This is a genomic window from Streptomyces sp. TRM68367 (genome assembly GCF_014495685.1).
Lineage (GTDB): Bacteria > Actinomycetota > Actinomycetes > Streptomycetales > Streptomycetaceae > Streptomyces.
In genome coordinates this window covers 1-20,387 of the sequence record NZ_JACTVI010000044.1, presented here as the reverse complement: position 1 = coordinate 20,387, position 20,387 = coordinate 1, and the positions used below count along the sequence as shown (strand labels likewise).

23 protein-coding genes and 6 pseudogenes are annotated in these 20,387 nt (G+C 72.0%); 12 read left to right on the top strand and 17 right to left on the bottom strand.

What is annotated here, in order from left to right:
• Positions 1 to 52 precede the first annotated feature (52 nt).
• The 4 genes from H8R17_RS47390 to H8R17_RS25520 all read right to left on the bottom strand — a co-directional run bounded on the left by H8R17_RS47390 (position 53) and on the right by H8R17_RS25520 (position 2,516).
• Positions 53 to 184 carry a hypothetical protein gene (locus tag H8R17_RS47390; protein ID WP_262505500.1) on the bottom strand — a complete coding sequence of 44 codons (132 nt, stop codon included), beginning with the start codon at positions 182 to 184 and terminating at the stop codon, positions 53 to 55.
• 93 nt (positions 185 to 277) lie between these two features.
• A complete protein-coding gene (locus H8R17_RS25530) occupies positions 278 to 628 on the bottom strand; it encodes a hypothetical protein (RefSeq protein WP_187825542.1) in 351 nt (116 codons plus the stop codon).
• 97 nt (positions 629 to 725) lie between these two features.
• Positions 726 to 1,391 (bottom strand): HdeD family acid-resistance protein, encoded by a 666-nt coding sequence (locus H8R17_RS25525; RefSeq protein WP_187825541.1) that lies wholly within the window; start codon positions 1,389 to 1,391, stop codon positions 726 to 728.
• A 531-nt stretch (positions 1,392 to 1,922) separates the two neighbouring features.
• A complete protein-coding gene (locus tag H8R17_RS25520; RefSeq protein ID WP_187825540.1) occupies positions 1,923 to 2,516 on the bottom strand; it encodes an HhH-GPD-type base excision DNA repair protein in 594 nt (197 codons plus the stop codon).
• A gap of 6 nt (positions 2,517 to 2,522) precedes the next feature.
• On the opposite strand from H8R17_RS25520, the pseudogene H8R17_RS25515 reads away from it, so the two are divergent.
• The 3 genes and pseudogenes from H8R17_RS25515 to H8R17_RS25505 form a co-directional block, all read left to right on the top strand.
• A pseudogene (locus H8R17_RS25515) lies at positions 2,523 to 3,281 on the top strand (penicillin acylase family protein); the annotation flags it as partial.
• Positions 3,274 to 3,888 carry a GNAT family N-acetyltransferase gene (locus H8R17_RS25510; protein ID WP_187825539.1) on the top strand — a complete coding sequence of 205 codons (615 nt, stop codon included), beginning with the start codon at positions 3,274 to 3,276 and terminating at the stop codon, positions 3,886 to 3,888. The pseudogene H8R17_RS25515 and the gene H8R17_RS25510, both read left to right, overlap by 8 nt.
• Before the next feature lie 24 nt (positions 3,889 to 3,912).
• Positions 3,913 to 4,068 (top strand): annotated as a pseudogene (locus tag H8R17_RS25505) (cupin domain-containing protein); the annotation flags it as partial.
• On the opposite strand, the gene H8R17_RS47385 reads toward H8R17_RS25505, so the two are convergent.
• Entirely contained in the window at positions 4,019 to 4,324 is a 306-nt protein-coding gene (locus H8R17_RS47385; protein WP_187825538.1) for a hypothetical protein, read from the bottom strand. The pseudogene H8R17_RS25505 and the gene H8R17_RS47385 sit on opposite strands and share 50 nt — an antisense overlap.
• A gap of 99 nt (positions 4,325 to 4,423) precedes the next feature.
• Here H8R17_RS47385 and H8R17_RS25495 point away from each other — a divergent pair, with 99 nt between their 5' ends.
• Positions 4,424 to 6,349, top strand: a complete 1,926-nt coding sequence (locus tag H8R17_RS25495) for a copper resistance protein CopC (protein ID WP_187825537.1) — start codon at positions 4,424 to 4,426, stop codon at positions 6,347 to 6,349.
• A 112-nt stretch (positions 6,350 to 6,461) separates the two neighbouring features.
• Here H8R17_RS25495 and H8R17_RS25490 read toward each other — a convergent pair whose 3' ends face one another.
• Complete coding sequence (locus tag H8R17_RS25490; protein WP_187825596.1) at positions 6,462 to 6,677, bottom strand: hypothetical protein; 216 nt, start codon at positions 6,675 to 6,677, stop codon at positions 6,462 to 6,464.
• A gap of 115 nt (positions 6,678 to 6,792) precedes the next feature.
• Positions 6,793 to 7,014, bottom strand: a complete 222-nt coding sequence (locus H8R17_RS25485; protein ID WP_187825536.1) for a hypothetical protein — start codon at positions 7,012 to 7,014, stop codon at positions 6,793 to 6,795.
• Between the two features lie 493 nt (positions 7,015 to 7,507).
• On the opposite strand from H8R17_RS25485, the pseudogene H8R17_RS47380 reads away from it, so the two are divergent.
• Positions 7,508 to 8,123 (top strand): annotated as a pseudogene (locus H8R17_RS47380) (DUF6879 family protein); the annotation flags it as partial.
• Positions 8,124 to 8,138: 15 nt separating this feature from the next.
• A pseudogene (locus tag H8R17_RS25475) lies at positions 8,139 to 8,372 on the top strand (helix-turn-helix domain-containing protein); the annotation flags it as partial.
• Between the two features lie 131 nt (positions 8,373 to 8,503).
• Here H8R17_RS25475 and H8R17_RS25470 read toward each other — a convergent pair.
• Positions 8,504 to 8,767 carry a GntR family transcriptional regulator gene (locus H8R17_RS25470; RefSeq protein WP_187825535.1) on the bottom strand — a complete coding sequence of 88 codons (264 nt, stop codon included), beginning with the start codon at positions 8,765 to 8,767 and terminating at the stop codon, positions 8,504 to 8,506.
• A gap of 145 nt (positions 8,768 to 8,912) precedes the next feature.
• Here H8R17_RS25470 and H8R17_RS25465 point away from each other — a divergent pair, with 145 nt between their 5' ends.
• Together H8R17_RS25465 and H8R17_RS25460 are read left to right on the top strand one after the other, a co-directional pair.
• Positions 8,913 to 9,221 (top strand): hypothetical protein, encoded by a 309-nt coding sequence (locus H8R17_RS25465; RefSeq protein WP_187825534.1) that lies wholly within the window; start codon positions 8,913 to 8,915, stop codon positions 9,219 to 9,221.
• A complete protein-coding gene (locus H8R17_RS25460) occupies positions 9,221 to 9,499 on the top strand; it encodes a hypothetical protein (protein WP_187825533.1) in 279 nt (92 codons plus the stop codon). Before H8R17_RS25465 ends, H8R17_RS25460 begins: the two co-directional genes overlap by 1 nt.
• Positions 9,500 to 9,565: 66 nt before the next feature.
• Here H8R17_RS25460 and H8R17_RS25455 read toward each other — a convergent pair whose 3' ends face one another.
• Entirely contained in the window at positions 9,566 to 10,570 is a 1,005-nt protein-coding gene (locus H8R17_RS25455; protein ID WP_187825532.1) for a polysaccharide lyase family 1 protein, read from the bottom strand.
• Between the two features lie 90 nt (positions 10,571 to 10,660).
• Positions 10,661 to 11,512, bottom strand: coding sequence for a GH12 family glycosyl hydrolase domain-containing protein (locus H8R17_RS25450; RefSeq protein ID WP_187825531.1), 852 nt, complete (start codon positions 11,510 to 11,512; stop codon positions 10,661 to 10,663).
• Between the two features lie 129 nt (positions 11,513 to 11,641).
• On the opposite strand from H8R17_RS25450, the gene H8R17_RS25445 reads away from it, so the two are divergent.
• From H8R17_RS25445 to H8R17_RS25435, 3 genes and pseudogenes are all read left to right on the top strand, one after another.
• Entirely contained in the window at positions 11,642 to 11,947 is a 306-nt protein-coding gene (locus H8R17_RS25445) for a hypothetical protein (RefSeq protein WP_262505498.1), read from the top strand.
• A 56-nt stretch (positions 11,948 to 12,003) separates the two neighbouring features.
• Positions 12,004 to 12,798 (top strand): Fpg/Nei family DNA glycosylase, encoded by a 795-nt coding sequence (locus tag H8R17_RS25440; RefSeq protein WP_187825530.1) that lies wholly within the window; start codon positions 12,004 to 12,006, stop codon positions 12,796 to 12,798.
• 28 nt (positions 12,799 to 12,826) lie between these two features.
• Positions 12,827 to 13,144 (top strand): annotated as a pseudogene (locus H8R17_RS25435) (PadR family transcriptional regulator); the annotation flags it as partial.
• Positions 13,145 to 13,179: 35 nt separating this feature from the next.
• Here H8R17_RS25435 and H8R17_RS25430 read toward each other — a convergent pair.
• The 3 genes from H8R17_RS25430 to H8R17_RS25420 form a co-directional block, all read right to left on the bottom strand.
• Positions 13,180 to 13,842 carry a DUF5701 family protein gene (locus H8R17_RS25430; RefSeq protein ID WP_187825529.1) on the bottom strand — a complete coding sequence of 221 codons (663 nt, stop codon included), beginning with the start codon at positions 13,840 to 13,842 and terminating at the stop codon, positions 13,180 to 13,182.
• Positions 13,843 to 13,993: 151 nt separating this feature from the next.
• Positions 13,994 to 14,788 carry a hypothetical protein gene (locus H8R17_RS25425; RefSeq protein ID WP_187825528.1) on the bottom strand — a complete coding sequence of 265 codons (795 nt, stop codon included), beginning with the start codon at positions 14,786 to 14,788 and terminating at the stop codon, positions 13,994 to 13,996.
• A gap of 399 nt (positions 14,789 to 15,187) precedes the next feature.
• Positions 15,188 to 15,514 carry a GYD domain-containing protein gene (locus H8R17_RS25420; protein ID WP_187825588.1) on the bottom strand — a complete coding sequence of 109 codons (327 nt, stop codon included), beginning with the start codon at positions 15,512 to 15,514 and terminating at the stop codon, positions 15,188 to 15,190.
• A gap of 385 nt (positions 15,515 to 15,899) precedes the next feature.
• On the opposite strand from H8R17_RS25420, the gene H8R17_RS25415 reads away from it, so the two are divergent.
• Complete coding sequence (locus H8R17_RS25415; RefSeq protein WP_187825527.1) at positions 15,900 to 16,352, top strand: hypothetical protein; 453 nt, start codon at positions 15,900 to 15,902, stop codon at positions 16,350 to 16,352.
• Positions 16,353 to 16,673: 321 nt separating this feature from the next.
• On the opposite strand, the gene H8R17_RS25410 is transcribed toward H8R17_RS25415, so the two are convergent.
• From H8R17_RS25410 to H8R17_RS45805, 4 genes and pseudogenes are all read right to left on the bottom strand, one after another.
• Complete coding sequence (locus H8R17_RS25410) at positions 16,674 to 17,927, bottom strand: cation:proton antiporter (RefSeq protein ID WP_187825526.1); 1,254 nt, start codon at positions 17,925 to 17,927, stop codon at positions 16,674 to 16,676.
• A 6-nt stretch (positions 17,928 to 17,933) separates the two neighbouring features.
• Positions 17,934 to 18,404, bottom strand: coding sequence for a cation:proton antiporter regulatory subunit (locus H8R17_RS25405; protein WP_187825525.1), 471 nt, complete (start codon positions 18,402 to 18,404; stop codon positions 17,934 to 17,936).
• A 218-nt stretch (positions 18,405 to 18,622) separates the two neighbouring features.
• Positions 18,623 to 19,582: a bile acid:sodium symporter gene (locus H8R17_RS25400; RefSeq protein WP_187825587.1), complete on the bottom strand. Its 960-nt coding sequence runs from the start codon at positions 19,580 to 19,582 to the stop codon at positions 18,623 to 18,625.
• A gap of 340 nt (positions 19,583 to 19,922) precedes the next feature.
• Positions 19,923 to 20,387 (bottom strand): annotated as a pseudogene (locus H8R17_RS45805) (hypothetical protein); the annotation flags it as partial.

The following is a 20,387-nucleotide window of genomic DNA, read 5'->3' as shown; positions in this document are numbered from 1 at the left end:
GAGGCGGTAGGCCCCGGTGGGGCTTCCCGCCTCCGCCGCGCCGTCGCTTCACTCAGCCGCGCTCCCGGTCCTTCGGGTGCTGCCGGCGGGCCCGCGGCTCCGCCTTCGGCTCGTGCTTGGGCGCGTTGCGCAGGGCCTCTGCGCGCAGCAGGGCGCGCAGGACCGCGTAGGGGTCATTGGGCATGACTGTGCTCCTTGCGTCGTGCTGAGTCGTGCTGGTGGGGACCGGTGTCGACGCGGCCGGTCGGACGGACCGGTTCCGGGCTGACCGGTCCGCTCAGCAGCGCAGGACCACGGAGCGCAGGGCGCGCAGGGCGTATGGCGGCCTTGACGGCCCCGGCGGCGCGGGTGCCGGGCGGGCCGTGGCGGATGCGGCCGGGACGAGCGGCGGGGGCGCCGGACGCAGGGGTGCGACGGGACGCCGGCCGGATCGGGCCGGGGGGCGTGCGGCGGTGTCGAGGAGGTCGTACTCGGCGGGCGTACCGCCTCTCTCGCTCACCACCGTGGCCGCGGGCAGCGCGGGCGCGGTGGCGAGCGAGAGCGGCACGAGCAGGATGAGCAGCAGCACGAGCATCCGCGGCCAGGAGTGCGCGAGGGCGTGGACGGCGCGGTGCGGTGCGGGGCTCATGGGAGGTCATCTCCCCGCCGGGCGTATGGAGTGCCTCGCACCGGCCGCCGGATCCGCCCGCTCGGCGTACGGCGGGACTGGGGGCAGGTGCGGGCGGTCACAGCGCGCGGGGTATCTGCCGGGCGCCGGCGCGGATGCCGAGCGCGGTGACGATCTCGGTGGCGCCGACCGCGACCAACCAGATGCCGCCGACCAGGGTGAGGACGGCGACGGACTCGAACGGCGCGTCGATCAGGACGATCCCGGCGACGGCGGTGAGGACGCCGAGGAAGATCTGCCGGCCGCGGGCGGGCATGGCCGGGTCGTGCACGGCGGCCAGGGTCTGGGTGAGGCCGCGGAACAGCCAGCCGATGCCGATCCACAGGGCGAGCAGCAGCAGGGACTGCAGGGGGCCGCGGAAGCAGAACAGGCCGAGCAGGACCGACAGGGCGCCGCTGACGAAGGCCAGGACGCGCAGGCTGGTCGTCCGGTGGGTGCCGAAGGCGGCGGCGAGTTGGAGGACGCCGCTGATGACGAGGTAGAGACCGAAGAGTACGCCGGCCGTCAGCAGCGAGGCGCCGGGCCAGACCAGGACCAGGATGCCCAGGACGAGGGACGAGACGCCGGTGAGCAGGACGGTCTGCCAGGCGGCGCGGGACAGCACGTGCAGGGGGCCTTGGAGGGGTGGCTCGGGTTCGCGGGCCGTCGTGGGTGCATGCCGGGCGTGGACCCTGCGGTCGTCGTACTCCGGCCCCCAGGGGGAGCCGCTCGGTGCCTCGGCCATGATCCATGCTTGGCCTGGGCGGGAGCGCGGTGCCAGTGGTGGTGGGCCGAGCGGCTTACGCCGGCTGCGGCGCAGTTGGGTTACGAGCGTGACCGTGGGCTGGTGTGCTGGCCGGGGGTCGGGTGCGCACCCGGCGCCGCGGGGTGCCGCGGGTTGACTGCGTCGGCTGGACCGTGATTGCCGGTCGCTCGGCGGTGCGGCGGCCGGGGGTGGCTCGCGCGGCCCGGCGCTGACGGGGTGCCGCCCGCCCGCGCCCACCCGTGCCGCCCTGGGGGCACCTCCCAGGCCCTTAAGGCGCCTTGAGGCACTGGGGGAGGCACGCATACCCGCGGATTGCGGCATGGCCGGGTGTGGCGCCGCGGCGTGCGGCTTGCGGGCACCTTTCGCGCCGTCGTCCGGCGCGGGTGGGTGGGCAGGCGGCACGTATTGCCGTGGCTTGCGAGTCACTGGGCGCGTGGATGGGGCGCGGAACACATGCCTGTGGTTTGCGAGTGCCTTGCGCGTCGGTGTCGGCTGCTGTGCGGCCGGCGGTTACTTTCGGGCGGCCTTGGCGGCCTTGGCCGCTGCCTTCATCTCCTGTTTGTGGGCGCGCACCTTGGTCAGGGACTCGGGGCCGGTGATGTCGGCGACGGAGCGGAAGGACTCTGGGTCGCCGTAGGAGCCGGCGGCCTCACGCCAGCCTTCCGGGTGGACGCCGAGTTGCTTGCCCAGGAGGGCGAGGAAGATTTGTGCCTTCTGTTTGCCGAAGCCGGGCAGGGCCTCCAGGCGCCGGAGGAGTTCCCGGCCGTCGGCGACGCCCTTCCAGACCAGCTCGGCGTTTCCGTCGTAGTGCTCCACGAGGTACTGGCAGAGCTGCTGGATCCGCCTGGCCATCGAGCCCGGGTAGCGGTGCACGGCCGGCTTCTGCGACAGCAGCGCGGCGAAGGACTCCGGGTCGTGCACGGCAATGTCGTGGGCGTCCAGGTCGTCCGCACCGAGCCGGTCCGCGATCACACGGGGTCCCTTGAACGCCCACTCCATCGGGATCTGCTGGTCCAGCAGCATCCCGACCAGCGCGGCGAGCGGGCTGCGACCGAGGAGTTCGTCGGCGTCCGGATCCTGGGCCAGGTGAAGGGTGACGTCCATGCCTCGATGATCGCCGGGAAGGACCGCTGGTCGCCCGCCGACATGCCGGCCATCCACACCGACACCCACCTCGCCTCCGCCGCCCCCCTGCTGGACCACCTGGCCGCCCTGGACGGCCTCTCCCCCGGGGCCGCCGCCCTCCGCGACCGCCTCCTGCGCTGGGACCGCCGCATGGACGCGGACAGCTCCGGCGCGGCGGCGTTCGCGGCGGTGCGCGGCGCGGTCGTACGGCGGCTGGCGGCGCACGAGGCGTTCGCCGGGCTGGCGGCGCCGCCCGCGTACCCGGAGGTCTTCCAGCCCTGGCTCGCCCTCGCCCCGCGCATCGGCACCGCCCTCGGACACCTGCTGCGCGCCGAGGAGCTGTACGGCGTCGACCGGCCGGCGCTCGTGCGCGCGGCCGTGGAGGAGGCGGCCGCCGCCGGGACGCCCGCCACCTGGGGCGAGACGCACCGGCTGACCCCGTGGCGTCCGCTGCCCGCCGAGCGGGCGTCCGACGGACCCGCCCTGTCCGGCGACCACGACTGCGTGCTGTGCACGTCCTCCGTCCCCGGCGTCACCGACCGCGCCGCGCGCGGCCCCGCCGCCCGGTACGTGTGGGACCTGGCCCGCCGCGAGGACAGCCGCTGGGTGGTCCCGCTCGGCGCCTCGGGCGACCCCGGCTCGCCGCACCACCGCGACCAACTGCCGCTGTGGCTCAAGGGGGACCTCGTCCCCGTCGTCACCGACTGGGAGCAGATGGAGTTGGAGGAGGAGACCGATGTCTGACCCGTACGCCACCCGCGCCGCCGTCCACGAGCAGCCGGTCGACGGCTTTGGCACTGTCCGCCTCCTCCCACTGGACACGCGGGCCGACGCCGCCGTGATCCACCGCTGGATGAGCGGGGAACGCGCCGCCTTCTGGGGCATGAACGGCCTGACCCGCGACCAAGTGGCCGGGATCTACGCCCACATGGGCACCCTCGACACCCACCACGCCTTCCTGGTCGTGAAGGACGGCGAACCGGCCGCGCTGCTCCACACCTACGAGCCGGGGGCCGACCGGGTCGGCGAGGTGTATGCCGTCGAGCCCGGCGACATCGGCATCCACCTGCTGCTCGCGCCCGCCGGACCGGGCGGCGCGCGGCCCGGCTGGACGTCGGCGCTGGTGGCCGTCATGGTGTCGTACGTCCTGCTGGGCCTGGACCGCACGCGGATCGTGGTCGATCCGGACGTGGGCAACGAGAGGGCGATCGCCCGTTTCCTGCGGCAGGGCTTCACGCCCGGTCCGGCGGTCGAGCTGCGGGAAGTCGACCTGCCCGACGTGTACTTGCCGGAGAAGAAGGCCCAACTGGCGTTCCTCACAAGGGAGGTTGCGTTTCCCGCCGAGAGGTAGCCTTCCCGTGCGACGCCGGAGGACCACGTCTACCTCGGCGACCCGCTGGAGCTGCTCCTCCTCGCCCCGCACGGCACCTCGCGCACCGCAGTGCTGGGCCCGGACACCAAGAGCGGTCGGCATCCCCAGCTCACTGTGCCCGCCGGTACCTGGATGGGCGCACGGGTCGTCGCGGGCGGCGTGCGGCCGTGGGTGCGGTGAGTGGGCCGGGGCTTTCGTCCGTACGTATCCGAGAGGCGGCGGCGAGCAGGACAGGCGGAGAGACGACGTGGACGAAGGGCCCGATGGCGAGGGACGACACGGCCGGCGTACGCACGGTGACGGCGGTGCGGGGGGCCGCGGACGCGGGGGTGCGGGGGCGTACGGAGGCCGCGGTGCGGAACCGTACCGAGGCGGCGCTGCGCGTGGCCTCGGACGCGGCGATGGGCGCGGGCACGGACGCCGTGATGCGCGCGGGTACGGACGCGGCCGTGCGGGGTCGTACCGACGACCGGACCGGCGTACGTGCGGCGGAACCCGGCCGCTTCAAGGGCTGGTGCTGCTCGGCACCGTGCTGGTCCTGCTCCTCCTCGGCGGCGCCGGAACGGCGTCGGCCCACGCCGCCCTCCGCGCCACCGACCCCAAGGACGGCACCGTCCTCAAGTCCGCCCCCCGGCACCTCACCCTGACCTTCACCGAGTCCGTCGGACTGCTCGACGACTCCTTCCGCGTCTTCGACCCGGACCGGCGCCGGCTGCACACCGGCGAGGCGCGGCACGCCGGGGGCGCCGACACGGTCCGGGTGTCGCTGCCGGGCGACCTCGACCAGGGCACGTACACCGTGGCCTGGCGGGTGGTGTCGGCGGACAGCCACCCGGTGTCCGGCGCGTTCAGCTTCTCGGTCGGCAAACCGTCGGCGACGTCCGGGCCCGTGGACACCGGCCCGGAGGAGGACCCGGTCACCGGCGGCCTCTACGACACCGCCCGCTACCTCGCCTACGTCGCCGCCGCCCTGCTCGTCGGCACGGCGGCCTTCGTGTTCCTGTGCCGCCCGCCGGACGCGACCCCCCTGCGCCGCCTGCTCCGCACCGGCTGGTGGACCCTGCTGGCGTCCACACTCGCCCTGCTGCTCCTGCGCGCCCCCTACGAGGCGGGCACCGGACCGGCCGCCGCCTTCGACACCTCGTCCCTCACCGAAACCCTGACCAGCCGCCCGGGCCTGGCCCTCCTCGCCCGGCTGATCCTGCTCCTGGCAGCGGCGGTCTTCCTCGTACGGCTGTTCCGGCGCCGTGAAGGTGACGGGGACGAGCCTGGCCCGCTGGTCGATGAACCGAGCCCGCTGGTCCTCGCCTCCGGCGGCGCCCTCGCCGTAGGACTCGCCCTGACCTGGGCCGCCTCCGAGCACGCCTCCGCCGGGATCCAGGTGCCGGTGGCGATGACGTCGTCCGTGCTGCACCTGCTGGCCACTGCGGTCTGGCTCGGCGGCCTGACCGCCCTGCTCACGCTCCTGTTCCGCCGCTCGGACGGCCCACGGCTGCCCCCGGCCACGGTCACCCGCTTCTCCCGCGCGGCCTTCGCCTCGGTGACCGTCCTCGTCGTCACCGGCGTCTACCAGTCCTGGCGCGGCCTCGGCTCCGTGTCGGCGCTCACCGAAACCTCGTACGGCCGCCTCCTGGTCGTCAAGCTCGGGCTGGTGACCGCGCTGCTGCTGGTGGCGTCCCAGTCCCGCCGCTGGACGGCGGCCCTGGTACCGGCAAGCGCGCAGGTAAGCGTGCGGGAACGGGTGCCGGAGCCGGTGGGCGGTCCGCCGGCCGGAGGGCCGGACAGGCCGGACGGCGCGGACGGGCCGGACCGGCCGGGTGACGCGGAGGGGCCGGACCGGCCGGGTGGCGGGGACGGGCCGGACCGGCCGGGTGGCGGGGACGGGCCGGACCGGCACGGTGACGCGGACAAGGCCGGCCACCCGGAGCCACCGCAGCCGCCCTCCGCCGACACCTACCGCCGCGGCCTGCGCCGCTCCGTGCTGGCCGAGGCCGCCGTCGCCGCGGCGGTGCTGGCGGTCACCACCGTGCTCACCGGCACGCTGCCGGGCCGCGCCGAGGCCGAGGCGGCGCAGGCGGCCCCGGCGGGCGCGCTGCCCGTGACGTCCCTGACCACGATCCCCTTCGACACCGGCACCCCGGGCGGACAGGGCAGGCTCCAGATCACCCTCGACCCCGGCCGGGTGGGCGAGAACAACGTGCAGGCCGTGGTCATCGGCTCCGACGGCGCCCTGGCCGCGGTGCCCGAAGTGCGCCTGTCCCTCACGCTCCCGGCCCAGGACATCGGCCCCATAGACGCCCGCCTGACCGACCAGGGCGGCTACTGGGGCACCAACACCCTCAACCTGCCCCTCGGCGGCACCTGGACAATGGAGGCGACGGTCAGGGCCTCCGAACTGGACCAGGTGACCGTGCGGAAGCCGGTGCGGATCGAGGACTGACCGCCGTCGCCGGATTCGCCGCCAACTGCCTGCGCCCGGCCGCACAAGGGTTTTCAAGCCGTCCGGCCGCTCGGGCAACCCACCTTCGCCCCGCCCACCTGGCGCGGAGCGGCTACGGCCTATCGACCTCCGGCCTCGCGCTGGGGTCGTGGCCGCCCCTCCCTCGCGGTGTGGTCGCGCAGCAGCAGGGCGACCTCGCGGTCCCAGAGGGCATGCCGCTGTCCAGCACGTTGATCGTCAGGTGCTTGATGTGGGGTTGGACGGCGTTGAGGAGCTCCTTCGAGTCCCGTGTGCGGGTGCGGGCGGGCCGGTCGAGCGTGACGGTCATGGGCTACTCCTTCGGAGGCTGGTCGTGCCGTACCGATGCGAGCCCGTCCCGCCTGTCAGCCTGCGCTGGGCTGGGGGCGGCGCGGGCGCCTTGCGCTTCCCGGTTCAGCGAGGAACTACTGGTTGACCTGGCTGGATCGGGAGACTTGGGTGGAGCCCTGGTCGTTGTAGTCGTGGCACAGGCAGGTGCAGCGGCGCACGAGCAGGAGTCCTGTGACGTAGGGCAGAGGAACGTCCTCCGTCTGGCGGCACTCCGTGTGCAGGTCCTCGTAACCGGGGCGGAGGGCGACAGCGCACTCTGGGGACAACGAGGCGGTATCGGTGGCAGGAGCGCTCATCGGGCTGCCCTCATGACCCGGTGGCCTGTGCAGGCGCACGGAGGGAACTCCTGCCCGAGGCCTACAGCTGTCTCCGCTTCGGCGCCCTTGAAGCCGTGCGTGCCCGAGTCGCTCGTGACGCGGCCCGCACGGTCCACTGTGTGGACCCGCAGCGTCATCCGGGGCGGGAGGCCACCGTCCTCGCCAGACCTGCCCGTGGCGTTCATTCGTCGCCGCCTTGCCGGAGCGCCTCTGCCAGCCGCATGGCCACGTCGGCGCGTACGCGCCCCAGTTCCACGAGCCCAAGAGCGGGCGAGCCGGCGTCGACTCCGAGCGACGGCAGCACGATGCCCGCCCGAGAAAGGGCCGACCTCAGACGCTCGGTGGCCATGAAGGGATCGACGTCATGCGCTTGGTGTGTTCCAGCCATGAACGCGACGGTAGGGAGCCGGCGTTGTAAGGCGCCATGGAAGTTGCGCGGAGTTGCTCTATTCCTCGGTGAAGTTGCGTACCGAACGAGGGCGAGGTGCCCAACGTGGTGCCGCGCGAGCTTCTGGTCGACTTCGGCCCGAAGGAGGTGGTCCGAGTGCCGAACATCATCGGGCTGGACGAGTTCGACCGGCTCTTCACGCAGTTCGAGCACACGGCGTGGCGCTTGGAGACCCGGCGCCGGTACGCATCGGACGAGCTCACCGACACTTACGACTAGTTCAGGCGCGGTGAGCCCGTCAACTGGGAGGGAGCCGATGCGGAATGGTGCGCGGAGCGCCGTGAGCAGGTGGCGCTCGGCAAGCGATTCGAGCGTGTCCGTATCGTCGACAGCCCGCCCACGGCCGGCCAGCTCTACCTGCTCGACAATGCACGTCGCAACAGCGCCGTCGGCGAGAAGATCCTCAACCTCCGGCGAGCGGATGCCGACCGCCTTGGCCTGCCCGCCGAAGACTTCTGGATCTTCGACTCGCGGCTGGTCGCGCTGCTCAATTTCGACGACGCCGACAACCTGGTCAGCGTCGAGCTGATCACGGAGCCCTCTGCAGTATTTGCGGTACGCCATCGTGCGCGACGCGGCGCTGCATCATGCCGTTCCGTACGAGGAGTTCGCGGCACGGTTGACCACGAAGGAGGACTGAGGGAGGTGTATACCGGTGAGCACGGACTACCAGCAGGCACGAGAAGCACTCGGGGTACGGCTGCGCGAACTCCGGCTCTCCGCCCCTGGAGGACGACTCACGGGTACGGAACTCGCCGAGCGGTACGGCTGGAACAAGTCCAAGGTCAGCAGGCTGGAGAACGGTAGGCAGACTCCCACGCCCGATGACCTGCGCAAGTGGGCGGAGGCAACCGGCCAGCCCGAGTCGTATCACGAACTGCTCGCGCGGAACACACTCCAGGAGTCCGCCGTGTACGGCGCTGAGGCGCAGAACCTCATCAGCGCGGCACGGCGGACGTTGCCCTCGCGCTGAGGCCGAGCCGCCGCAGCGCCTTCGGCGAGATGTGCCGCCCGCCCTGCCTACGCGTCTTCTTCGGCGCTTGCGTTCTCGGGCCGCTCGGCGACGAACGAGCCCAGGCCGACCTCGGCTCGGATGAGCCCCTCGCTCTTGAGGTGGGCGAGTGCCTTCTGCGCGGTCGAGGACGCGATACCGAATTCGGCGGACAACTCGACGACAGACGGCACACGAGCACCGACCGGGTACTCACCGTCGGCAATGCGCGTGGCAATGGTTGCGGCGACCTGCCGCCAGACAGGACGGGTGCGGTCAAGCTCGGGGCTCATGCGGTGGACGCTAAAACTCTGCGGTAGACCACGCGACCGCAGTAGACTGCGGTAGATCGAGAATAAACGCGGCATGAGAGACCCCCGCGACGGGTGCTGCCGTCCGGGGGCGCGGCCACCAGCCAAGCGAATCGGAGCTGTTGACATGAGCGACCTTATCCGCCGACTCGGCGCCTGGATGTCCCTACGGTTGAGGGGGCCCGGCGGGAAATCCCGCCCCCAGCCGTCGGCACCCGTCCTGCCCGTCGGTCTTCCTCACCGCGCCATCCCCCCACTCCCGCCCCACAGCCCTTACGCCCAGGACAACGCCCCACTGGACGCCACGGCGACCCGGTCCGTACGCCCGTACCTGACCGCTCACGAGCAACGTCAGCACCGGCGTGAACTGGCCCTGGCCGCACTGGGCCAGGACATGCCGGGCCCGTACTGGATCCATGGGCTGGAGGTGGCCTGATGGCCAACGAACCCCGCCTGCTTCCCCGTTCCGGCCCCGACGGCAAGCACTGCTACCTGATCAACGACCACCACGGCGGACCGGTCTCCCGATGGGCCGATGCCATGGAGGCCATGCAGTTCCACATGGGCAACGCACTCGTCGACCACGCCCTCGCCCTGCTCCCCGACACCCCGCCCGGCGACCTCCGTTACCTCGCCGAGCGCCTCACCGAGGCGCTGCGAGACGCCCTCCGTATCGCCGAGAGCCGCGGCCGACGACTGAACCACCTGAACTGACAAGCAGCAACACCAGGGGCCCCAGATGTCCCGGGGCCCCTGACATGCTCGCTCAGACCTGGTCGGTCAGAGCTTTCCGACGCCCGCGCCCTTGGTGACGGAGTCCTTGACGGCCGTGGCCGGCTCCGCCGTGTAGTCGTACGGGATCGCCGCGACGTCGCCGCCGGACTGGCCCTCGCCGGAGTTCTCCAAGTGGTTGTCCTTGGCGACGAGCCCGCCGGGGCCGGAGTCGCCCTCGCCTCGGTGGAAGGGGTCTTCCGTGTTCTCGAAGTAGTTGCCCTCGACGAGCACGCCCGCGTCCTGGGTCGACGCGACGCCGTACGAGCCGATGTCGCTGAAGTAGTTGTTCAGGACGTGCACCGGGTTGCCGAAGCGGACGCGCGGGTTGCGCTGGTTGGTGCCGTCGAACCAGTTGTGGTCGTACGTCACCTTCAGCTTGCCCGTGTCCTGGCTGCCGTTGTCGTCCGAGTGCCCGAGCAGCATGTTCTTGTCCTGGTCGTGCGCGTGGTTCCAGGACACGGTGATGTCGGTCGAGCCGCGCTTGATGTCGAGGCCGCCGTCCTTGGCGCCGGAGATGTCGTTGTGGTCGAGCCAGACCTTCGACGACTCCTGGACGTTGATGCCGTCGTCGTTGGAGCCGCTGAACGTGAGGTTCTGGATGATCACGTTCTGGACGCCGCTGACGTTGAGCCCGCTGCCGGTGATCTTCCCGGCAGTGCCCACGCCCACGACGGTCTTGTCACCGGCGACCTTCGTCATCTCGCTCAGCTCGATGGTGCCGTCGACCTTGACCACCAGGGGCCCGTCGCTCTGCACGGCCTCGGTGAACCCGGCCGCGTCCGAGACGGTCACGGTCTCGCCGCCCTCGCCGCCGGTGGTCCCGGCGCCGTATCCGACGGGTCCGGCGGGCGCCCGCGGCGCGGCGTCCGCGTCCGCCGCCGGGTCCGAGGTGGCGTACGCGGTGCCGAGGGCCGCGAGGGCGGCACCGGCGGTGACCGCGGCGGCAACGGTCAGGGTCTTGCGGCTGCGGCGGCCGTGGCGCGCTGTGGGGAGTGCGCTCGTCCTGCGCATGACATTTCTCCGATCCTGTGATGAGTGACAGATGGGGGTTGGCCGGTTGTGGGGGGAGAAGTTACGCGGAAGCGGCGACGGGCTCGGCGGTCAGCCCACGTCCACGGAGTACGCCCGGGTGTCGACCCGGCCCGTGCCCGTGAAGACCTCGGTACCGGCTTCGACCCCGGTCAGGTACTTCGTGTCGGACAACAACCCGCGCCGCACCAGCTCGCCGAGGAAGTCGTCCAGATCGAGGTCGGCCGAGGTGGTGTTGTCGGTCCGTACGAAGGAATGGACCTTCCAGCCGATGTCGCCTTCGTACAGGTCCCACGACGCGCCGCCGAGGTTAACCGTGGCGACCTTCTCGCCGAGCGGGCCCGCGCCGCCCTGACGGTTGAGCCAGACCATGACCTCGTCGCTCGGCTGGTCCCGCCAGTCGACGTCGGACTTGGTGTGCAGCCACAGGTCGTACGCGACGTTCATGGTCCCGGCGGCGGCGCTGACGTCGAAGTCCCAGGACGTGGTGACGTCCTTGTGGTCCCCCACGCTGACCGGGAGCCCGGTGGCGGCCTGGTCGGCCTTCCAGCCCCAGTGCCAGCCGAGCACCGCACTGGCGAAGGACTTCACCTCGTTGTCGGTGCCCGACCAGGTGTACTCCGTGCCCCAGCCGATCGTGTCGCCGCTGTGCGCGGTGTCCCACACGCACTGCCTGCCGGAGCCGTTGTCCTGCCCCCAGAGGTTGTTGTTCACGTAGTACTTGCCGAGGGCGATCGTGCCGAACGCGTCGCAGACTTCCGCGCGGGCACCGGCGCCGCTGTCACCGCTCTCCGTACCGGCGTTGGCGACGCCCAGGCTTGCCGCCGCGGCGAGCGCGACGCCGGAGGCGAGCAGACACTTGGCGGGTCGGCCGAGCCTGCGCCGGCGGTGCGGGCTTGACCTGGCAGGTGCGGGGGTGCGCATGGAGGGCCTTCCACGTGGGGTGCGGTGTACGTCACTTGGTCGCCACCCGCGCGCGGAAGGTTGCCGGGGGCGGGAATTCATCTCGCCGCACTGGGAGGGGTCCCGCCCCGACGCGGCCAGACCTTCCTGGTGCCCAACGGGTACGTCAACACCACCCCGCACTCGGCCGTGCACCACCGGGGCGTGGCGCTGGCCGCCCTGTGCTCGTCCATCATCGCCTCCGGGCACAGCGTGGAGATCTGGTCGGGCGACTGCTCCTACGTCAGTCACACCGAGCGCTACGTCGCGGTGGCGCGTGTGGTCTCGGCGGCGGAGCCGCTGGACATCGGCCGGCTGATGTTCGTGATGGCCCACCCGGCGATGGGCCGGCCTGGGGCTGCTGCGGGGCGAGCGAGGGAGGCGGCGGCCTCGGGATGCGCTGTGGCCGGTCCATGACCGACGATCGAAGGAGAAGGCCAGGCTTCCCAGCCAGTCGAAGGGCGGCGTCTCCCATGCCCGAGCTGCCGGATGTCGAGGGGTTCCGAAAGGTGCTGGAGTCCTGCGCGAAGGGCCGGGTCGTGCAGCGCGTCGACGTACGGGACGCGGGCGTCCTGCACGGGGTCGGCGTGCGGCGGCTGCGGGAGGCGCTGGAGGGGCGGCGGTTCACGAAGGCGGAGCGGCACGGGAAGTGGCTGCTGGCGCGGACCGGCGGCGGCCCCACGCTCCTGCTGCACTTCGGCATGACCGGCCGGCTGGACTGCGCCCGCCCCGACGACGCCACCGAGCCCCACGACCGCGTCCTGTTCACCCTGCGCGGCGGCCGCCAGCTCCGCTACCGCGACCAGCGCAAGCTCCAGGGCCTGTGGCTGGCCGGCGACGACTCCGACGTCGTACGGATTCTGGATGGGCAGGGACCCGACGCGCTCGCGGTGGACCGGGAGGAGTTCGAGGCGGCGCTCTCCTCCCGCCGGGGCCGCGTCAAGGCCGTCCTCACCGACCAGTCCGTCCTGGCCGGACTCGGCAACCTGCTCGCCGACGAGATCCTGTGGCGCGCCAAGCTGCCGCCCACCACCCGGGCGAGCGACCTGACTGCCCCGGAACGCCGCCGCCTCTACATCCACATGCGCCGCACGCTGCACACGGCGAACACCGCCGGCCGCGTCCCGCCCCGCCCGTCCTGGCTCACTGGCCACCGCGACGACCCCGACCCGGCGTGCCCGCGCTGCGGGGACGCCCTGCGCAGGTCGCGCATGTCGGGCCGGACGACGGTGTGGTGCCCCCGCTGCCAGCGGGAGGACGGGCCTTGAGGCGTATCGACAGTGGGACCATGGAGGCGTGCTGGAGCTCGCGATCCTGGGATACCTCGCCGAAGGCCCGCTGCACGGCTATGAGCTGCGTCGGCGGGTCGAGCAGTTGTCGGGGCACACCCGGCCGGTCAGCGACGGCAGTCTCTACCCGGCGATCAACCGACTGCTGAAGCGCGGCCTGCTCACCCGCCGCACCGAACCGGGCACGGCGGCCGCCCAGCGGTACGTGCTGACGCTGACCGAGGCCGGCCGCGACGAGCTGCTGCGGCGGCTGCGCGAGCCCGCGCGGCACGAGATCACCGATCAGGCCCGGTTCTTCATGATCCTGGCGTTCCTTTCCCGACTCAGGGCACTGAGGCCGCCCAGGCCAGTGAGACAGGCTCACCGAGCCCGTCGGCCGGCCGCGGAGGCCATGCCCAGCCAGGTGTGCGGGTTGCCCTCCCAGCACCACCCCAGCTTCGGCGCCTGCTGGCTGATCCAGATCGCGGGCACCCGGCGGTCCCCGGACCGCGAGCCGCCGAGCGAGAAGCACTTGTTCTTCACCAGCACCTGCGGGAAGTGCGTGACGAGCGCGACCCCCTCCTCGATGGTGAGCAGGGTCCGCCCGCGCCCGGCGATCGTGTCCATGGCGTCGCGCGGTACGACACCGCAGAACTCCTCGCCGCGTTCGACGCCGGTCAGCAGGTACGCGCGCTGGTCCGGCAGGTCCGTCTCCTCCGTCGCGACGAAGCGCTCCAGGGCGCCGGGCTCGAACGAGCGGTCGACGAACCCGGGCAGCTTGCCGCCGTGCAGGGTGGTACGGGGCATCGTCTCCTCGACCGGGGCGATTTCCCGCGTGACGACCAGCACGAACGGCACGCGCCCGGCCTCCGGGTCGTAACCCTGCTCCGTCGCCGGTGCGGCGGCGCGCAGCGGTTCGAGCAGCGCGGCGAACTCCTCCGCGGGGAGGCCGGACAGCTTCGGGTATCCGAGCTCGGTGAGCGTACGAACCTGCCGGTCGAACTCGGCCGCGGGATCGAAGTGGGCGGTGCCGACTGCGCTCATGGGACTCCCTCTCGTCTTCTGACCGGTGCTGATCGTCTACCGATCACCGGCCCGGCTGCGGCACTTCCACCGTCAGGTGGCCGAAACCGTTCGAACGAGGGCGAGTTCGTGCGCATGCGGAGCCACCGGCGCGGGGCCCCGTGAGGCGGGGTCAGCCGAGGCAGACCACCAGGAGGCAGAGCTGCGGGGACGACGGGTCGGTCGTCGAGGGGCTCGTCGGCGTCGTCGCCGTGCCCGAACCGCCGGAGCTGTCGGCCGGCGGGGAGGACGGCGTCGTCTCCGCCGGGGCCGGGTCGGTGCGGTCGGGAGCCGTCCGGTCGGTGGCCGGCGGGGTGGTCCGCGGCTGCGGGGCCGTCGTGGGTGCCGTACGAGGACGCGGCGGAGCGGCGTAGTCCGGCTGGATGTCGGACGGCGTGCTGCGGGGGGCGGCGGCCGCGGGCTGCCGGTGCGTGGGCTCGGTGCGCGAGGGGGACGGGGTGGAGCGGGAGGGGCGGTGGGCGTCGGGTCGCGGCGCGGACGGGCGCGCGTGCCGGGGCTGCGGTACTCCCTGCTCCTGCGTGGCGGGCACATCCGTGTGCTCCGGCGCCGTGACCGCCTGGGTCCGGTCGGTGCCGCTCCGCTCCATGGTGGCCACGGTCAGTCCGCCGCCGACGAGTGCCACGGCGGTCGCCACGACCGCCCGCCGCTGCCGCTTCTTCCAGCGGTCCCTCTGCCGCCGCCGTGCCGCCCGCCCCTGGGGTATGGGCGGCACCCCGTCGGCCTCGTCGACATCGCCTGCCGCGCCGGCCGCTTCCCGTACGGGAGGACGGTCGTCGTACCGACCAACCGGCACCGGCACGGTACGGGCGCCCCCGGCGCGCGGGGCGATGTCGGGGGCATAGGCACCGCACCCCGGACACACCAGGGCGCCGTTGAGATGCCGACGACACGAGGAGCAGTAGTCCATCTGCGGTCTTCCTGAGCTGGCTGCGCCGGGGGCCCACCCGGCCGTGGCCTGATCGCGACCCCCTTACGGGATCGGGCGGCCTGTAACGCTAACGAGACTTTCGAAGGGCTGTGTGCAGCCCATGTGATGCTCCTGGACAGATTCCAGGACTTCGTGACCACTTTGCGACCGTGAGTGACCGGATCGGCTGAGGAGGGTCCGGAATGTCATGACGCGCGGCGTCGCCCCGCTTCGCGGAGGTGCAGACGCAGCTGCCTGCGCAGGCCGGGAAGCGGCGCGCCGGCCCGAGCCGCGCGAGGAACTCGTCCACCGGCCACGTGATCAGGCCACCCCGGACCGGCGCTCGGGAGTCTCCCTCGGCCCCGGGTCCACCAACGGTCTCGGCACGCCGTAGGACCGCTACGTGCCAGGAGCCCGGTACTGGATTCGTCCGGCCTGGCGCAGGGCGTCCATCGTCTCGTCGACGGTGAGGAGAACGGTCGTCTCGAACGAGCTGAGCGCGCCGCCTCCACTGATCGCCAGTGCGACCGAGGCCATGGAGACGTTGTCCGGGGCCTCCCACAGGCTGTAGCCGTCGTGGGTGCCGAAGGCGTACCAGAAGCCATGGAGTTCCCCGCCGACGGATTCGATGTACGACTGCGCGGCCTTCGCGCGGTCCTCGGGGTGGCCGGTCAGCCTCGCCCAGGTCTCCGGCGTGTAGCTGAACCTCGACAGATAGAGCGGCATCATGTGTCCTTTCCGTTCCTCCCAGGGATGCCCCGGAGGGGCGGGAACGCGCCGGAGGCGGCCCGCGTGTCCCCCGAACGGCCGGAGAGCGACACCGCCGTTGGAGCTGTCGGGGTGTTCGCGGTGCGGGATGGCCCGGTCGGCCGCCTGCCTGAATGAGTGCCAGGACGACGCCCTGGCCGAAGCCGCTCCAGTGCGTGCCTGTGTCGCCCGTGGAATGTGTCACCATCAGGTCAAGGGCCCGGCGGATGGTCAGCTACCCCGTCGTGCCACGCGACCGGTGGCGCGCTAGTGGGCCCGGTCCACGCTGACGGACAATGGGGCTGCCGGTGGTTTCCGGGAGCGGGCCGGAGCGTCCGGTCGGCTGTTCACGAGGTGGTGGCGTATGCGGGCGGGTGATCTGGCCGAGCAGTATCCGGCGGTGTTCGCCGACGACGACGCGGTGGCGGCGGCGCGGTATTTCGTGGAGCAGCGGTTGCCGGCACTGCTGGTGCTGGATGCCGACCGGCGGCCGTACGCGATCGTGCCGGGGTCGCAGTTGCTGCGGGTCCTGGTGCCGGACTTCGTGCTGGAGAGCCATGTTCTGGCCTCCGCGCTGCGCGACTCCGAGGTTGAGTCGTTGGCGGAGCAGCTGGACGGGCTGACGGTCGCCCAGTGGCTGCCGCGGCCTCGGACATTGCCGACGGTGGTGGGGCCCGATGCGGGTGCCGCGCAGGTGGCCGCGCTGATGGTGCGGACGCATACGCCGTTGGTAGCGGTCGTCGAAGGCGACGCAGAGGCGGTGCGGACCGTGGGGGCGATCACGGCAGCGCGGTTGATGGAGCACTTCCTCGCCTGAGGGGCCCGGACAGCACCGGTCTTCGTGTCCGCCACCAGGAAAGACGGGTGTTCGGTCCGATGGCGGGAGCGAGCAGGGACGGCACCGTTCAACGCCTGAGCATCGGTGTGGCCGACCACAGCGCGATGAGCCGCTGAACGGACAGACGCCTCAACGGCCGCGCACTCAACGGCCCGTCTTCTACAGCCGACAGCCGACAGGCGGCTCGACACGAGCATCCCTTACCTGGAGTGGCGCGTGGCTGCCCGCCGAGGAAGACGGCCAGGGCGACGAGCAGCAGTGCAACGTCCCGCTGCGTCAGCGCCGCGCAGCCGTCCTCGGTCATGACCGGCGGACCGCGTCCTGGTCGTCCACCGCGTCCTGCGGCTTGACGAGCGGCGGCTGAGCCTGTGCCCGGCCCGTCGGTTCGGACTTGCCCAGCCGGGCGGCCAGACGCAGGGCCACGGGCTCGGTGAAGCGGGCGGTGAGCGGGCCGACGATCACCAGGATGAGCACGTATGCCGTGGCCAGCGGGCCGAGCGAGGGCTCGATGCCGGCGGTGACGGCCAGCCCGGCGATGACGATGGAGAACTCGCCACGGGCGACCAGCGTGCCACCCGCCCGCCAGCGCCCCTTGGCCGAGATACGGGCCCGCTTGGCCGCCCAGTAGCCGGTGGCGATCTTCGTCAGCGCGGTGATGACCGCCAGCGCCAGTGCGGGCAGCAGCACCGGCGGGATGCTGGCCGGGTTGGTGTGCAGGCCGAAGAAGACGAAGAACACCGCGGCGAACAGGTCCCGCAACGGGGCCAGCAGGTTGTACGCGCCCTCGGCGACCTCGCCGGACAGGGCGATGCCGACCAGGAACGCGCCGACGGCCGCCGAGACCTGCAACTCCTGAGCGAGCCCCGCCACCAGCAGGGTCACTCCCAGCACCACCAGCAGCAGCTTCTCCGGGTCGTCGCTGGAGACGAACCGGGAGACGTGCCTGCCGTAGCGCACCGCCACCACCAGCACCAGCCCGGCCACACCGAGCGCGATACCGAGCGTCAGACTGCCCGCCGCCAGACCGGTCCCGGCCAGCAGCGCCGTGATGATCGGCAGGTAGACGGCCATGGAGAGGTCTTCCAGGACCAGGATGCTCAGGACCACCGGGGTCTCCCGGTTGCCGAGCCGACCCAGGTCGCCCAGGACCTTGGCGATGACACCCGAGGAGGAGATCCACGTGACCCCGGCGAGGACCACGGCCGCCACCGGGCCCCAGCCGAGCAGCAGCGCCATCGCCGCACCGGGCAGCGCGTTCAACGCGGCGTCGACCAGGCCCGCCGGGTACTGGGTCTTCAGATTGGAGACCAGGTCGCTGGCCGTGTACTCCAGGCCGAGCATGAGCAGGAGGAGGATCACGCCGATCTCGGCGCCGATCGCCACGAACTCCTCACTGGCCCCCAGCGGGAGCAGACCGCCCTCCCCGAAGGCCAGCCCGGCCAGCAGGTAGAGCGGGATCGGGGAGAACCGGAAGCGCCCGGCGAACCGGCCCAGCAGCCCCAGACCGAGAATGATCGCGCCGAACTCGATCAGGAAGACCGCAGACGAGTGCACCGCGGATCACTCCCGCCCGAGTGTCGCGGCGGCCGCATCCACGCCCTCACGCGTACCGATCACGATCAGGATGTCGCCCCCGGCCAGCCGGAAGTCCGGCCCCGGGGACGGGATCGCCTCCGCCCGGCGCAGCACCGCCACGATCGACACACCGGTCTCCGTACGCATCCGGGTCTCACCCAGCAGCCGCCCGTTCCAGTGCGACGTGGTGGACAGCTCGACCCGCTCCGCCACCAGCCCCAACTCGGTCGTCGACAGCAGACTCGGGCTGTGGTGCTTCGGCATCATCGCGTCGATGACCGCCTCCGCCTCCCCCGCGGTCAGCCGCACCGACAGCGCGCACGCGTCCGGATCATCCTCCTGGTACGCGTTCAGCGTCCGCGAACCGTCCCGGTGGGCCACCACCGACAGGCGGCGCTGCTCCCGCGTGGTCAGGTCGTAGCGCACCCCGATCCCCGGCAACGGCGTACTGCTCATCCGCGCAGTGCCCACGGCTGTCCCCCTGTCTGGCTGTCTTGGTTGACTGTTTCTTTGGAAAACCGTTGACGACACCCTAACGAGCACTCCGGAACCGACCACCGGAGCTCGCACGAGGGCCTGGCACCGCAGGCGGCCCCACAGCGCCGGAAACCGGGATCGGACCTCGCGACTCCTGACCGGCACCGGGGCCCCGCGGTTGCGTCATGGCTGTGTTGTCACGCGTGCACGGACCGTCCCGCCGGCATCAGACGTGGGACGAGGCGAACGTAGGCGACCATGCCGAGGACCTCGACCAGGGTCTGGGTGACCACGACGACCGCCGCGACGGCCAGGCTGTCGGGCAGTGCCAGGGCCAGGGGCAGCACGACCAGGGAGTTGCGGGTCGCGCCGGTGAAGACGATCGCCCGCCCGGCGCCGGTCTCCAGCTGGAACAGCCGGGCCACGGTCTTGCCCGCGACGGCCATGACCACCAGGAACAGCACGTAGAAGGGGACGACGGCGGCGACGTCGGTGAGGCTGTCGTCGAGTTTGGGGATCTGGGAGGCGACCACCGTCAGCAGGGTCGCGGCAATCAACGGCACCATCGTGGTGGTCGCCGCATCAGCGACCTTCTGCCCGGCTGGCCGGCGTGCGGCCCACGCCTGCAGGGCCCAGGCGAGGGCGAGCGGGATGACGATCAGGAACGCGAAGGCTTCGAGGAACGGACCTGCCTCGACGATGTCGGCCAGGGCCGAGCCCAAGAACAGGTACAGGAACAGCGGCAGCAGCAACATCTGGGCCACGAGCAGCAGCGGGGTCGCGGCCAGCAGACGGCGGCTGGAGCCGCCGGCCAGCCCGGAGAAGACGATCACGTAGTCCACGCACGGGCACAGCAACACCAGCAACACCCCGACCCGGACGGCCTGATCGGTGGGCAGAAAGGCGAACATCGCCGCGACGACCAGCGGCACCACCACGAAGTTCACCACCAGGGCGGCTGCGAGGAACCGGCCGTCGCGCAGCGAGCGGACCAGCTCGGCGGCCGGGACCTGGAGGAAGGTGACGAACAGCAGGGCACCGAGGACGGGGTTGATGGCGTGCTCCAGCAACCCCGGGCCGGCTGCCGGGGCCAGCCGGCCCAGCAGGCCGCCGACGGCCATCGCCGCGAGGTAGATCGTGACCTGGTGATGCTCCATCCGCTCGACCAGGCCATGCGGTCCCTGCTGCGACACCCTGACTGCTCCATCGTGCTCGTACGGGCTGCCCGGTGGCAGCCGCTCCCCATCCTCACAGTCACGCCACCGGCTCGGACACCAGCAGTGCTCGGCCGCGGATGTGCTTGAGGCGTTCCATGCGGGCGACGCCCATGGTGTCGTTCCACCCTGCTCGTCGGCTCGGCCCACATCCTCCGTAGCCAGGAGCCGCCGACGTGGACGGGCCTGGTCACGAACGCTTTTCCGTTCGTGACCAGGCCCGTGTGCCGCGGGCGCGCACACGCGCGTCCGGCGTACGCCGCGGCGGTACGCCGCCGTGGGCTCAGCTGCCGGTGTAGTAGCCGGTGATGTCGGCGATGAGGTTGACGCTGCCGGCGTTGTTGTAGAAGTCGACCTTGCCGTTGACGACGGGGACGACGACCAGGTTGGGTATGGTCTCGCCCGCGCTGAAGTTGAGGTTGGACGCGGTGGGCCGGGTGGCGCCGTCGGGGTAGACGGTGACGTAGCTGGAGGAGGTGCCCCCGGTCGCGGTCACGTTGAGGACGACGGCGGTGGCGTTCACGGGGACGCCGTTCTTGCCGCCGACGGTCAGGGTGACCTTGGCGGCGGCGCCGACCGTGCCCCGGCGGACGCCGGTGCCGTTGCGGGTGTCCATGACGCGGACCGGGCCGGCGTTGTGCTCGACGGAGCCGCTGCCGCTGTAGTAGCCGGTGATGTCGGCGATGAGGTTGACGCTGCCGGCGTTGTTGTAGAAGTCGACCTTGCCGTTGACGACGGGGACGACGAC